Here is a 13,650-nt window from a genome sequence, read left to right on the forward strand (position 1 = left end):
GAAGGGCGACCACAGGGGGGATGGGGGGAGGCGTTTTTTTATCGGCGCGCGCCCCGTTGGCGGACAAGGGGTCATGCGTACTGCCAAGATTTTCGGCCCCTAGCCGTGAAACCGGCAACCATCGATAACTTCGGTAACGCGATAACCTTGGGCATGGCCGTTGGTTATCAGGTTACCGAGGTTACCGTGTTCGTCATGTTTCGTCAGCGACGCAATACCGACCGCGCCCCTGTTTCTTGAGTTCACCGTCCTTGTGCATCTTGAACAGCAGTTGCTTGACGTTGTCCGTCTTCCAGCCCAAGGCGTCGGCGATTTCCTTCGGCCCCATCGGCTCGTCAGCCGCTTCCAGAACTTCGAGGATTGCGCTGCGTTCTTCCGACCGCCGAACCTCGGCAGCATCACCCAGCACCTTCCACATGCCGCCGACGAACTCGACAGCTTGTTCCATCTCTTCGATTTCCCGGCCTCGACCGTAGAGCGTGACCCCCTGCTTGCCACGATGCAAAACGAAGGCGGTATCGACCGCGCCCGTTAGCCCGGTTGTGCCGGAAATCATGTCGAACGGGTCATCACCCAACATTTTCCGAAGATGATGGATTACGAGGATCGCCACGCCCATCTGACCGGCCATTTCCTGCAAGGGTGACAGGGCCGCATAATCGGCGTCGTAGCCCTCGCGCCGCGACTGCGGGCGAACGCCAGCGAAGGTGTCGATGATGACGAGTTTCGGGCGGTGTGCCTCGATCCAGTCGCGCAAGTCGTCAACCAGCCCGTCGCCCAAACGCCTGACCTGCGTGGCGAAGTGCAGGCCTGGTGGCCAGTGCTCGACATCGCCGTAGAGTTGGCTCATGCGCCTTTTCAAACGGCGATGGTTGTCCTCCAGCGCGCAATACAGGACCGCGCCTTGGCGACATCTGACGCTTCCCAGCGCCAAGTCCCCGGTGGCGACGGCCATTGCGAAGTCAAGCGCCATCCACGACTTTCCGATCTTCGGCTTGCCAGCCAGCAGGGTCACGCCCTCGGCAAGATAGCCGTCCACGGCATATCGAAGGGGTGGGAACTCCTTGGATTGAAGGGCGTTGGCCGTAATTGTCGTAATCGCTTCACCCGTCGCGGACATTGGTGCGAACTTCGCGGTGCGATTGTTCCGTTTCGGTGGGCGCGGTGTGGTCTTCGGGTTTTGGCGTCTATTGCCTTTCGGGAAATGCCGCTTGGTCATTGCGCCCCTCCCACTCGCGCGATGATGCGCGATACCTCCGTTTCCAGCGCGTTCTGGTCTTCGCCGTACTTGTCGCGGAAATATGGGCTGGACCAGATCACGCTGGCGATCTCGTCGAGCGACGCCTCGGCCTCGTGCAGGCCAGCGACCATCGCGAAGATCCGGCTGGAACGGTTTGGTGCCATCACGCGGTTGTGCCGGATCAGTGACCGCGTCGAGGCCGTGAGCTTCGAACGGTATTTCCTCAGGACAGCGAGCGGGTCATGCGCATGGGGGTTCATGTCCAGCGACTCGGGTTCCGCCGCGCCGACGCCGTATCGATCCGTCAGCAGCTTGGGGCGGGCCGTGATCGGGCTTGGATCGAAATGCACCAGTGGAATGAACGGTCTGTCGTAGTCGGGCTTGTGGTTGAACGACCCCGGCAACCGAAGCAGCTTGTTCGGCGCGCTTCCGCCCTTGTCGCCGCCATGACGATACGTGAGCGCCTTCGAGAAGGCCGACGCCTGCACGGGCGTGTGTGGCCTATCCCAAAACCACAGTGCCTGCGTGCGTCCCGGCGAGGTTTCCCAAACCACGGACGGCTTCGGATCGAAGGCGAACGGGTCGGCATCGTCCACGTCGCACCAGCCCAGCCGCGTGATCTGGACGCAACTGACCTTCCGGCTCGGGCGCGCATAGACATTAGGGCTGAAGTACTGATCGAAACGATGGCGATCATAGCGACGGAGAAGGCGGTCGATCCTGATTTTTCCTCGTAAGGGAACGAATTTGTCGATCATCTTCGTGGTGCCCCTTCGGCGGAAACACAGGTTTCCGAAAGCATCGGGTGCGAGAAACGCCGGGTCGTACCACAGATCGCAGAGGAAATCGTATTGGCCTTGCAGAACGGCGCGTTCTGTTGCGCCTTCGGCCATCAGGGCAGGGTATTCAGTCTTTTTCTTGTGCTTTTCCATTGTCTTGTCTTTCGAGAAGGCACACCATGAGGCGCGCGCCAAAGCGCGTTGCACGTCAGTGGTGGGTTTTTGGGGGATCGCCGGTCAGTATTCGGCGTAGTATGTGCGGGCGCGCTCGGCGGCGCGTTCAGCGAGCCAGTCCTCGATCTCGGACAGGAACCACGCGACGCTGGTCCCGGCCATCCTGATACGCCGAGGGAAGCGCCCACGGGCCTCCCAGCGCAGCAGGGTCGTGTTGCTCACGTTGATGCCAAGTCGCTTGAGGTCAGCGCGCGTGGCCAAGGTCTTACGACCGTCGGTTATATTCATGATGGTCCTCCATCGGTTAGATGAAGGGGTCGACCCCAAAGGGTGCATGCAGTCGAAGATTAGCAGGGGCGATGCGCCGATGCGCGGGACACAAATCAGGTGTTTTCGTCCCAGATCGCATCAGACTGAACGCCGAGGTTTTCGAGCAATTCGAGAACGGCAATCATCGTTCGGGTATGGGGCGCGTCGGGATCGAACAGAGACTCGATCTCGGCCATTTCCCCTGTGGTCAACTGGGCACCGGCTTTTCTGCGCAGGCGATGCTCAACAGCGTCATCGCTCACGTTGTCGCTCTTTCCGGCCAGTTCTGCGAAACGCCGCGCGGCCTCGCGAACCTTCATGGGGTCACGCGCGATTTCAGTTTCCCATTCGGGCGTTTGAAGCTTTTCGTCCTTCTTCGCGATGGCGCGTCGAAGACCATCAAGTTCGCGCTTGCGCACCTCGTCAATGACCTTGAATAGCGCCAGATCATCGAATGCAGCCGTTCGACCACGCCCACGCTTTTCGCCGAATAGGGCCTCGCGCACGATTGCCAGACGTTCGGCCTCGCTTTTCCTATCGGGATGTTCGTAGGCGCGAATGATACTGAGAAGCAGTAGGTCAACATGACGCTTGCGCAATTTCGGTTTCGGTGGCGTCATTGCTTGACCTGACCAGTTTCATCACGTGTTGCGACCATGCGCCGAGGGCTTCGCGCTTCTCGTCCGCGTATGAATAGACATTGTAGATAGCGGCCACGCCCGAGACCACACCCGTTTTGTGGTTCAACAGCGCCTCGGTGACGGGCTGAGGGACGCCCAGCATCGCCATGTTGGTGGACATCGTGCGGCGCAGGTCGTGGATGATCCACGGGTCCGTGCCTTCGGGCAGCGCCTTGTCGAGCCGGTCTTTCAGTCGACCGAACCCCGACACGGGCGATTTGCCGGTGGTCGTGAACACGTAGTCAGACCCGAGGAACCTCGGAACCCTGCGCAGCACGTCCAGCATCGCGTCGGTGATCGGCACGGTGTGCTGCCTGCCGTTCTTGGCGCGCTGCGAAGGCAGGGTCCACAGGCGTTTTTCGAGGTCGAGTTCCGACCAGCGCATCTCGGCGACCTCGGCGCGTCTCTGGCCGCTGAGCATCAGCAGCTTCATGCAATCCCCGAAAGGATAGCCTTCGGCGTCACAGGCCGTCCACAGCGCGCCCAGCTCGTCGTCTGTCAACACGCGCTCGCGCGACCGTTCCTTGGACAAAGGTTTCATCCCGGCGATAGGGGAGGCGTCGATCATGCCGCGCTCGACACACCAGCCCATGAGGTGCTTGAGGTGGGCCAGCGCGCGGTTCGCGCTGACCGGCGCGGATTTGTGGATCACGTCGCAGGCTTTCACGACATCGGCGCGCTTGATCTCGTCGATCCGTTTGCCATGCAGGGTGGTGAACTTCGCCAGCAGGGCTTCCTTGCGCTTCCAGTCGCGATTGTGAACCTTGGCGTGCTTCTCGATGTAATCGGGGATCACGTCACCCAGCGTTGGCTTGGTCTCGACTTCGACGCCCGTCCGATCCTCGAACCGGCCCGTCTCGATTTCGTAGAGAACCTGTCGCACCCGTTCGCGCGCCTCGGCCAGCGACACGACGCCGAACCTCCCGATGGTCAGGCGGCGCATCTTGCCGTTGATGCGCTTGTGCAGGCAGAATGTCTTGGTGCCGGACGCGCTGATGCGCAGGACCAGACCCGGCATCAACTCGTCGCGGAAATCGAGACGTTTTGACGGGTTGGGCCTCTGGCCTTCGATGAACTTGGTGGTGAGCTTGCGTTTCATAAGCCCATGATAAGATGGGCGGATGAACCGCGTCAGGGACAACCCTAGAGGGTTTGCAGGGTTTTGGATCGGTCTGCGCTGGACCGTGATACCCGTGTGGTCTTCGGCGTCCTCGGGTATCACTGGGGTAGCAGAAGCGGTGTGCTTGAACGCTCCGGCGTGAGACGGGTCGAAACGATCTGCCAAGCGCAAAGGTTAAGGTTTTCAATCGACTACGTTACGGGTTGAGCGATCCTGAGACAGCGCGCGCGGATCAACAGGCCAATTGAAAATCCTCGTGTCGGTGGTTCGATTCCGCCCCCGGGCACCACTTGAAAAGCTGAAATGGTTGGGTTTTGTGCTCATGTCTGGTCCTCGTCAGGGTCGGGTTTGACGCTTTTCGGCGGAAGGTTTGACAATCTTCGCACGTCTTGCGTTCTCTTTTTCCAGCGTCGCCATCGTCTCGCGGTTCTTGTCGGCAAGGTTCGCGGACCGTGAATAGTGCCGCGCCATGGACGGTGTTTTCTGCCCCAAGAGGTCCGCGATGCGCCGCTCATCCAGCCCCGCCTCGCGCAGCGTCGTCGCAACAGTATGGCGCAGGCCCTTGAGCGTGAGGCCGGGCGCGATCAGCCCTTCCTCTTCCAACCCGGTCTTGAAACGGTGCCAGACGGTCGAAAAGCCGTTGTAGGTCCAAGGCCCGCCCTGCGAACTGGCCAGCACCGTGGCTGCCTCATGCCCGGGGATGCTGTCGAGGGCCGCCTGCAAGGTCGGGCTGACAGGAATCGCCACCTCTTCGCCGGTCTTGCCGCGCACGCCCCAGATCGTGTCACCGTCAATCTGGTCCTTGCGCAGCTTCAACGCGTCCGACGGGTCGAGCCCGGTATTCATCATCAGCGCCAGCGCCACCCGCACATGCGGCTTGGCGCGGGACAGGACGATGTCGCGCTCCTCGATGGTCCAGGGCCGGTTGGCATAAGCCCGGTCGCGCGGGCGGCGCTTGGGGATCACGTCCTTGGCGTAATTCGCCGCGATCAGACCTTGGGGGATGGCATGGCGGAACACCTCGCTCAGCAGGGTGCGCACCATGTTGGCCCGCCGCCAGCCGATCTTTTTCGCGGCCTTGTCGTGGATGCCTGCGATCAGCGGCGTGTCGATCACATGCACTGGCGTGTCGCGGATTGGGGCCAGGAAATCCGCGCATTAGCGGTAATCGCGGCGCGTGGCCTCGGCGAGGTTGGCGAAATGCCCGGTCTCGAAATAGCCCTTGATCAGCCCGCCCAAAGTACCCGCACGAGGGCCCTTTTCCTTCTGCGCCACGGCGATGGCCCGGATCGTCTCGCATTGCGCCAGAAATTCGGCCGACCCCAGCGGTGCCTCGGTCAGATCGATCTTGTGGCCCGTCGCGCGGTGGTAGCAGCGCATCCGGCCGTGGCGATCCTTGAATATCTTGAATCCCTTGACGCGCACATGGGTCATCAGAGCCGGTCCAGGATGTCGTCGCGCGTCATCTCGACATGGTCGGCCTTCATCGTGTCGATCCAGCGATCGATGTCGCGCCGGTCCCACAGCAGCGTGCCGCGCGCCAGCTCGACAGGCCGCACCGGGCAGCTTGCCTTGAAATGCTTTATGGCGAGACCGGTGTAGCTGGCTGCCTCGGATTGCTTCAGCATGCGCTTGTCGATCACGCTGATGTTGAGATTGGTCGTGCCCATCGGCTCTCCCCCTGATCAATTCACACTCGACACCGAACCATCCCTCTCCCTCTCGTCCCCGCGCAGCTTGGTGGCGCGCTTCTGGAACCGCTCCCAACCCGTCATGGTCAGGAGGCGGGTCTTGGGTGTGATCTCGACGAATTCGAGCCGCCCGTCGTTCATCAAGGCACGAATCTGCGCCGTGCTGAGCCCCACAAGGGCACCAAGTTCCTTGGGCGACAGCAGCTTTTCCTGTGACAAACCCCTCTCCTTTCCTGCAAATGGACGAAAGCGCATTGAATGCGGTGCCGGGCCGTGGTTCGATGGTGGAACGCTGGCGTTAACGCACAAACGTACGCTTATATGCGTTCATGCGTCATAGCAAGCTGATTGATGGCAAGAATGGTGAATCGTCCGGAAACCTACCTCGGCGGCCTCGGCGCGCGCATGGCGATTGCACGCAACGAGCTTGGCCTGTCGCAGGCCCGGATGGCCGAGGCGCTTGGCATGTCGCAGCGCGCCTATCAGAGCTACGAGACCGGAAAACGCTCGATGCCGGTCGAGGCATTGGTCGACATGCACCGCCAGTTCGGCGTGGACCTCAACTGGATCCTGCTGGGGGTGGAGGCCGTGCGTCCGGGCCATGATCTGGCGGCGCTGGAAGGGTTCGAGACGGCGCTGGACCGCCACCTCGGCGCGACCGGCATCCGACTGAAAAGCGAGAAACGCGGTGCGATCGTCGCGCGCTGGTACCGGTCGTTCCTGGAGGGGAAGGAAATTCCCATGGATGATGTCCACACATGGATCGAATTGTTGAGAGAGTGATGATGAAGATCGAGAAGAGCGACGCGTGGAAGCGGCAAGAGCTGGCGACGATGGAGCGGATGCAGCGGGATATGGCGCGCTATACCCATCCGGTGATCCGCGTGGTGGGGCTGTGCGGGGTGGCCTATCTGGCGAGCTGGGCGGTGGTGATGGTGCTTGGGGCTGCTGCCGGGGCTATGGTGGCCGTGGCAGCGATGTCTGCGTCTGTGCTGGTGCTGGTCGCTCCGGCCTTTGTGTTGGCGGTCGGGGTAGAGCGGTATCTGCGGGGGCGGTTGGCGCGGATCTCTGGCTGATCCGGATGCACCAACCCATTTCTTCAACCAAACCAAGTGCCTGGACAAGTGTCGTTCAATGCCGTCCAATGCTTCTGTAGCTTTGTATCCCAAGGATTTCTGTGTCTGACCCGCGCCTGTCTTGCCCGATCTGTTTGCGCCGAGAGGCGGGGTTGATCCCGGCGCCGCGTCATGTGGCGAAATGGGATGAACTGAACGGGCCTGAACAGATGGCGATGCTGGCCGAGGTGGGCGCAGCACTCGGGCGCGGAACCTCTGGCTTTGTCGCTTCGTCAGCCTATGACCATTTCCACCTGAGGGAAGCGTCCGGATCGCGTCTGACAACTGGGGGGCGCGACCCGCTTTTGCCCTTGCTCGCCGAACGACTGGACACGGCGCAGTCCGTAGACCTCGCCATTGCCTTTGCTATGGACAGCGGTGTGGCACTGCTCGAGCCTTGGTTCCGCGAGTTGCTGGCGCGGGGTGGTCGGCTGAGGATAGTGGTCGGCGATTACCTTGACACGACCGACCCAACCGCCTTGGCCCGCCTTTTGGACCTAGAAGAGGCCGAACTGTTCGTGTTCGAAACAGGCGGTCTCAGTTTCCACCCTAAAGCCTGGCTGTTCCGCGCCGCGGATGCGCGGGGGGCGGCGATTGTCGGCAGCTCGAACCTATCGCAGTCGGCGCTGACCGAAGGCGTAGAGTGGAACCTGCATTCCGAAGATGCAGCTGACAGCGTCGCCGCAGCTTTCGAAGAGCTGGTGGAACGCCCAGAGGTAAAACCCCTCACCGCCGCCTGGATCGATGCTTATGCCAAACGCCGCAGAACGCGGCCGATGCCCGAGTTCACCGCCCGCGTGGTGGCAGAGGAAGGGCCACCGCCAGAGCCGCACTCCATTCAGCAAGAGGCGCTGGAGGCCCTATCGCTGAGCCGATCGAACGGCCACCGCGCCGGTTTAGTCGTGCTGGCGACGGGCCTTGGAAAAACTTGGTTGGCCGCCTTCGACACGATCCGCGCCAAGGCGGGCCGCATCCTTTTCGTGGCCCATCGCGACGAAATCCTGACCCAGGCTATGGCGGCCTTTCGCAAGGTAAGACCAGATGCCAAGCTGGGCCGGTACACCGGTACCGAGAAAGAGGCCGATGCGGAAATCCTCTTTGCCTCGGTCCAGACGTTGGGCCGTATCGGTCATCTGCGCCAATTCGACCGCGACCATTTCGACTACATCGTTGTTGATGAATTCCACCACGCCGCCGCCAGCACCTACCAGAAGCTGATCTCCCATTTCACGCCCCGGTTCCTGCTGGGTCTGACCGCGACGCCCGACCGGACGGATGGGGCTGACTTGCTGGGGCTATGCGGCGAAAACCTGGTTTACCAATGCGACCTGTTTCGCGGGATCGATGCGGGGCATCTGTCACCGTTTCATTATTTCGGTGTGCCCGACGATGTCGACTACGCGCAGATCCCCTGGCGATCTGGCCAATTCGACCCAACCGCTCTCGACGCCGCCTTGGCGACCGAGGCGCGGGCGCTGAATGCGCTGGAACAATATCGCAAGCGCGCAAGTGGGCCGGCGATCGGCTTTTGCTGCTCGATGCGCCATGCCGACTACATGGCGGATTATTTCCGCGCCGCCAGGCTGGTGGCTGTGGCCGTCCACTCGGGCCAAAGCTCCGCCCCGCGAGCAAGCTCCCTGGCTGCGCTAGGTAGGGGCGAGATCGATATCCTGTTCGCGGTCGACATGTTCAACGAAGGCGTCGACGTGCCCGAGATCGGGACCGTGCTGATGCTGCGCCCTACCGAAAGCGCGATCATCTGGCTGCAGCAGCTTGGCCGCGGTCTGCGCCGCGTCGAAGGCAAGGTGCTGCAGGTGATCGACTATATCGGCAACCATCGCAGCTTCCTGACGAAGGTCGCCACCCTGTTGCAGGCTGGCGCGGGGGATCGCTCGATCTCGACCAAGTTAGAGGCGCTTCAGGCCGGTGAGTTCCAGATACCGAAAGGCTGCGAGATCACTTATGAGCTGCAGGTCATCGACATCCTGCGCAATCTCCTTCGCCCGAAGGAGGGCGCGGCAGAACTCGAAGCCTTTTATGTCGACTTCCGGGACCGGAACGGCACCCGCCCCACGGCTGTCGAAGTCTTCCGCAACGGCTTCGATCCCCGCGCTTCCGGCCATGGCGGCTGGTTCGATTTCGTGCGCGACATGGGCGATGCCTTGCCCGAACGTCCTTTCGCCACTCACGGCCGGCTGCTCCGCGAGATGGAGCGTCCCAAGGGTCTGTCCCGATCCGCCTTGACCGGATTGCGCGACGTCGTAGCCGGACGGCAGCCGAGCGATGGCGCGTCAGAGCTCGCCTTCAACCCGCACCTTGCGCAGGGCAGCGACGGTTTTCGGCTGGTGCGACCTGACGCCTCCGGCGCGCTGGAGTCGCTTGTGCGCGAGTTGGTCGAATGGCGCTTGGCGGAAACGCCAATACGGCAAGGGGCCTCTGCCCCGGCGTCTCCAACATATGTCGGCAAACCGAAAGAGCTGGCGCTTTGGCAGCGCTACTATGTGCCGGACATCGCTGAGTTCTTTGGGGAAGAGTACAAGCAAAACGTCTGGCGCACCGGGATGAAGGCGCTGTCCGAAAAGAAGATCATGATCCTTCTCGCCAATGTCTCGACCCAGGACCTGACCTACGAAAATGCATTCCTTAGCGCGTCACGGCTGAAATGGTTCAGCCAGAACCGGACAAGACAGAGCGACAAACATGGCCGGATCATCAGCGGCGAGGAAGGCCACGAAGTGCACCTGTTCATCCGCCGCGGGAACAAGGTGAGCGGAAAGGTCAACCCGTTCATCTATTGCGGGGAGCCGAAGTTTGTCGACTGGAAAGGGGAGAAACCGATCGAAGTGACCTGGGATTTACCGGTTCCCGCCCCGCGCGAACTTTGGGCAGAGCTTGGAATTCCAGATAATGATTGATCGCCAGAGTTTAGCAGCGCAAGCCGTCGCCGGCACGGCGATCGATAAATGGCCATAAGGGAAAAGATGGAGCGGCAGGGGCTGATCTCGCGCTTCTTCTCTCGGACCGGCGATGGCGACCGGCAAGAGAACGCGTCAGAGGGCCCACCTTCGGAGGGCCGCGACGCATGGGGCGACAACGCGACTCGCCCGGTCCATACCCTGGTCAAATCCGTGCTGCAGGAACCGCGCTGCCTGATTGTTACCGGGTACCAAGATTTCCTGTCTTCCCTGACAATCGTGCTTGATGCCGTCCATGATCTTGCAGAACGGCCAGAGGGCAGCATCCGTATCGTTTTCGGATCGAACACGGACGGCCGCCGACATTTTGGGGGTGGCGGGCGGTCAGTCGCGCAGGAAGCCCGCCAGTATTTTCTCGGTGCTCGGGGCCTGTCAGTTGTCGACTTGGCTGACCTTCGCGCCGTTCTCGCGATGGATGCGATCGAGCGTGGCATCATCCAGTTTCGCGCTTTCGATCCAGCCCTTGCAGAGGCACAGCTGGGTCGCAGACCGCCTATGCTGCATGCAAAGCTGATTATTGGCGAAGGCTCTGCACTGTCGGGCAGCGCGAATTTTTCAATCAATGGTCTGCGCCGCAACCTCGAATTCATTGACGATGCCCATGCCTGGCCGGACGTCGCCAATGCAAGGCGCGCTGCCGCAGAGCAATACTGGGAGATGGGCCGCGCCTGGACTGAAACAGCGTTGGAGATCCTGCGCTCGCTCATCCGGCTGGTTACACCCGAGGAGGCGGTCGCGCGGACCGTTCACGAAGCCACGACCTTCACACCTTGGCGCGTGGCTGGAAACACGAGTGCAGGTCGCCCGCCTCAACCATTTCAAGCAGACCTGGTCTATGAGGCCGCGGGAACAGTTTACGAACACGGCTTTGCTTTCGTCGAGGCCCCGACTGGGGCAGGAAAAACGGACATCGGAAAGCACCTGGCAACCGTGCTGCCGGTCAGCCATGCGCAGACCGTCTTTTCATGGGGTGAGCGGGCAGATCAGCAACGCCTCGGTTCGCTCGCCTTGATCCCCGCCAGCGTTCTGAAAAACTGGACGACGAATGCCCCCGCAAATTTCAAGCCAATCAAGCACAGCCACTTGTCTCGCCAGAAAAAGGACGAGGCCGCCGAGTTGGATGAAATCAACCGCGCCGTCCGCTCGTCTGCGTCGATGATCGTGGATGAAAGCCACAGGCTAAGCTCGCGTTATCTTGCGCCTTCTGCGCGCTCGCTGGTGTTTGAACGAAGCCCGGCCATTTGGACGGCCTGCCTTTCAGCCACGTTGATGGGCAACCAGGGGCTCGATGGTTTGCTCGCTTTCCATGAAAAGCGAGCGTCCATCTATGTGCCGCCGGTGATCACAGATCAGATCAATCAGCATATGGCCAAGGTGCGCGCACGGGGGGAACTTGTTCGGCAGCTGGATCAGGTCAATCGTCGCATCGAAGCGCAGAATGTGCAGGAAGACCTATTCCACAGCGCAGAGAGTCTGAGGGAAGATGTCGCTGGCATTGAACGCCAGCTTGAAGCAGACGGCCTGCAAATCAGCGCGTTGCAGGAAGGCCTGGCGGATGCCCTCGCGCCCTATGTGGTGCGCCGCCAGCGCGCTTGCATAGGGGAAAGTGCCAACAGAAAAAGCGGTGCATTTGTTTACCCGCTTACCCGCAGCCATCGCGAAGATACGGCGCTCACCGACCAGCAGCGCCAGATCATTGCGCGGATCAAGACCCTGGCCGAATGCATCACGACTGGGATCACCCTTGTCTCCGCAGATCCGCAACGCGCAGGCCAGACAGAGATCAAGTTTCACGATAAGTCACGAATTCACATACGTAATTTCTTAGCACTGCTCCGCGCATCAATCATCTTCGCACGCGAAGAATGGGCGCGAGAACGCGACAGCGAAGCCGACCAACGAGGACGCGCCTCAATCGGCGAGAACCTGCGACGCGCCGAAAGGCAAAACATGCGCCGACTGGCGGTGCCTGAAGGTGTTCTGCCGGAGGAAATGTCGTCCGAGGTCGAAGAATCCCAGACACCGATTTGCGACAGGATCACGCGCCTTTTGAACCATGCGAGCCTCGATAGCATCGACGAGGCACGTGCCGAGGTGATGCGCGGTATTCTGCGTAAGCACGGTCACGCGATCTTCCTCGCCGAACGCGTCGGCGTGCTCGAGGTGTATGCGCGCCTTTTGGCGGGGCATCGAGGCCGGGGCCCCGAGGTCTATGTGGTCGCCCCAGGTGCCCGGATCAAACCGGGCAAAAAGATGCATCACATCCGATCCGGGGCCGAAGCGCAGGAATACTTCGGAATCGACGGGAAGCATGTCGATACCATGAAGCCGCGGGCCATGTTCCTGACCTTTCAGATGGCGGAGGGGATCAACCTCCAACTTGCGCCAGCACTTGGGATTATCGGGGTGACGTCAGACGTGAAAAGCCTGATCCAAGGCTTGGGTCGGATCGACAGGATCGACAGCCCAAACCCGCGCATCCACTACCACACCTTTGATCTGCCGGGCCTTGTTCTGTCGTCCGATCACAAGGCACGCGCCCGTGTTGCCAGCATCGCCCTACTGTCTGGGGTCGGTGCGGATGACCTGCCCTCGGAACTGGTCGAGTTTGCTGCCGGAGATCTGACTGATCTGGTTCTTGATCAGATCAAGAAGCCAAGGATTTTGCGGTCTGGAAACTATTTCGATCAGATCGAGGGGCTGCGCCGATCGGTGCCGCGCGAGGTGTTCGAACGTGTGCAAAGCGCCAATCCGCGCGGCCTGTGGGGTGCAGAACTGTCCCTGCTTGCATCACGGCAACCCGTGACGATCCTCCTACTTGGAGGGCGTACTGGCAGCCCTCAAGACCCAACCGTCTTGCCTCCCCGCCTTCTGGCTGTGCGCGAAGATGGTGGGCGAGCAGAGATCATCGGAGATCAGACAGAAGCCGCTCGACTTCTCTCGGATGCCTATGCGGAAACGCGCCGCCTCGGCCTTCATGACGTTCGCCCTGAATTTTCACAGTTGACCGCAACCTTAGACCGTTTGCGCGGCACACTCGGCCAACTGACACACTGGGATATCCGCCCGGCACGCACGGTTTCCCTGCTGGCTTCCCTGGCAGGCTTCTTGACCGGCCGTACAGTGACAGATGGCGGCCAGAGGCAGTTTGGAGATCTGACCCTGCCGGCGCTCGAAAAACTGGCCGAAGCCTGGGCGCACGAACTGGATGTCTTCTGGATCGAGGCCAAGGAAGCCGTAAGCCAGCGCAGCGCATCGGGCGGCGAAATCCCCGATTACCTTGGAATTGACGCGATCTACACGGCTTTTTGCGCGCAACCCGCCGACGTTCGCGATGCCGTCCGCGCTCGGATGGATGATCTGATTGCGGCGTGCCGGGTACTGTCCGAAGGGGAGCCCGTGGACATCTTGAGCCGCGTGGCGGTGATCTTTGAAGCCCGGCAGTGACGCCGTGGGCGTCTGGTAGTGGTGCGGCGGCCAATTCATTGGCTCAAGCGGCCCTTGCCGACGTTGGCCACGACCCGCCGCTGCGGTGCGGCCCGCCAGACCGGACATTCGCTGCCACTG

13 protein-coding genes are annotated in these 13,650 nt (G+C 61.4%); 4 read left to right on the plus strand and 9 right to left on the minus strand.

Annotated features, from left to right (window positions below):
• Positions 1-193 precede the first annotated feature (193 nt).
• The 9 genes from IEV82_RS16030 to IEV82_RS16070 all read right to left on the minus strand — a co-directional run bounded on the left by IEV82_RS16030 (position 194) and on the right by IEV82_RS16070 (position 6,212).
• Positions 194-1,120: an AAA family ATPase gene (locus tag IEV82_RS16030; protein WP_188483040.1), complete on the minus strand. Its 927-nt coding sequence runs from the start codon at positions 1,118-1,120 to the stop codon at positions 194-196.
• Positions 1,121-1,215: 95 nt separating this feature from the next.
• Complete coding sequence (locus IEV82_RS16035; protein WP_188483041.1) at positions 1,216-2,172, minus strand: DNA-primase RepB domain-containing protein; 957 nt, start codon at positions 2,170-2,172, stop codon at positions 1,216-1,218.
• 84 nt (positions 2,173-2,256) lie between these two features.
• Positions 2,257-2,481, minus strand: a complete 225-nt coding sequence (locus tag IEV82_RS16040; RefSeq protein ID WP_188483042.1) for a helix-turn-helix transcriptional regulator — start codon at positions 2,479-2,481, stop codon at positions 2,257-2,259.
• Positions 2,482-2,576: 95 nt separating this feature from the next.
• Positions 2,577-3,122 carry a hypothetical protein gene (locus IEV82_RS16045; RefSeq protein WP_188483043.1) on the minus strand — a complete coding sequence of 182 codons (546 nt, stop codon included), beginning with the start codon at positions 3,120-3,122 and terminating at the stop codon, positions 2,577-2,579.
• On the minus strand, positions 3,082-4,281 hold the full coding sequence (locus IEV82_RS16050; RefSeq protein ID WP_188483044.1) for a tyrosine-type recombinase/integrase: 1,200 nt from the start codon (positions 4,279-4,281) through the stop codon (positions 3,082-3,084). The genes IEV82_RS16045 and IEV82_RS16050 overlap by 41 nt, the downstream gene beginning before the upstream one ends.
• A gap of 357 nt (positions 4,282-4,638) precedes the next feature.
• Complete coding sequence (locus IEV82_RS16055; protein ID WP_188483045.1) at positions 4,639-5,424, minus strand: tyrosine-type recombinase/integrase; 786 nt, start codon at positions 5,422-5,424, stop codon at positions 4,639-4,641.
• Between the two features lie 36 nt (positions 5,425-5,460).
• Complete coding sequence (locus IEV82_RS16060; protein WP_188483046.1) at positions 5,461-5,736, minus strand: hypothetical protein; 276 nt, start codon at positions 5,734-5,736, stop codon at positions 5,461-5,463.
• Positions 5,736-5,972 carry a hypothetical protein gene (locus IEV82_RS16065; RefSeq protein ID WP_024811262.1) on the minus strand — a complete coding sequence of 79 codons (237 nt, stop codon included), beginning with the start codon at positions 5,970-5,972 and terminating at the stop codon, positions 5,736-5,738. The genes IEV82_RS16060 and IEV82_RS16065 overlap by 1 nt, the downstream gene beginning before the upstream one ends.
• A gap of 15 nt (positions 5,973-5,987) precedes the next feature.
• Positions 5,988-6,212, minus strand: a complete 225-nt coding sequence (locus IEV82_RS16070) for a hypothetical protein (RefSeq protein ID WP_024811261.1) — start codon at positions 6,210-6,212, stop codon at positions 5,988-5,990.
• A gap of 141 nt (positions 6,213-6,353) precedes the next feature.
• Here IEV82_RS16070 and IEV82_RS16075 point away from each other — a divergent pair, with 141 nt between their 5' ends.
• From IEV82_RS16075 to IEV82_RS16090, 4 genes are all read left to right on the plus strand, one after another.
• A complete protein-coding gene (locus IEV82_RS16075; protein WP_188483047.1) occupies positions 6,354-6,776 on the plus strand; it encodes a helix-turn-helix domain-containing protein in 423 nt (140 codons plus the stop codon).
• Complete coding sequence (locus IEV82_RS16080) at positions 6,776-7,069, plus strand: hypothetical protein (protein ID WP_188483048.1); 294 nt, start codon at positions 6,776-6,778, stop codon at positions 7,067-7,069. The genes IEV82_RS16075 and IEV82_RS16080 overlap by 1 nt, the downstream gene beginning before the upstream one ends.
• Positions 7,070-7,221: 152 nt before the next feature.
• Positions 7,222-10,023: a DUF3427 domain-containing protein gene (locus tag IEV82_RS16085; protein ID WP_229747865.1), complete on the plus strand. Its 2,802-nt coding sequence runs from the start codon at positions 7,222-7,224 to the stop codon at positions 10,021-10,023.
• Between the two features lie 48 nt (positions 10,024-10,071).
• Positions 10,072-13,530 carry a phospholipase D-like domain-containing protein gene (locus IEV82_RS16090; protein WP_229747866.1) on the plus strand — a complete coding sequence of 1,153 codons (3,459 nt, stop codon included), beginning with the start codon at positions 10,072-10,074 and terminating at the stop codon, positions 13,528-13,530.
• Positions 13,531-13,650 lie beyond the last annotated feature (120 nt).

Origin of the sequence: Marivita lacus (assembly GCF_014637725.1) — a bacterium.
Taxonomy (GTDB): domain Bacteria; phylum Pseudomonadota; class Alphaproteobacteria; order Rhodobacterales; family Rhodobacteraceae; genus Marivita; species Marivita lacus.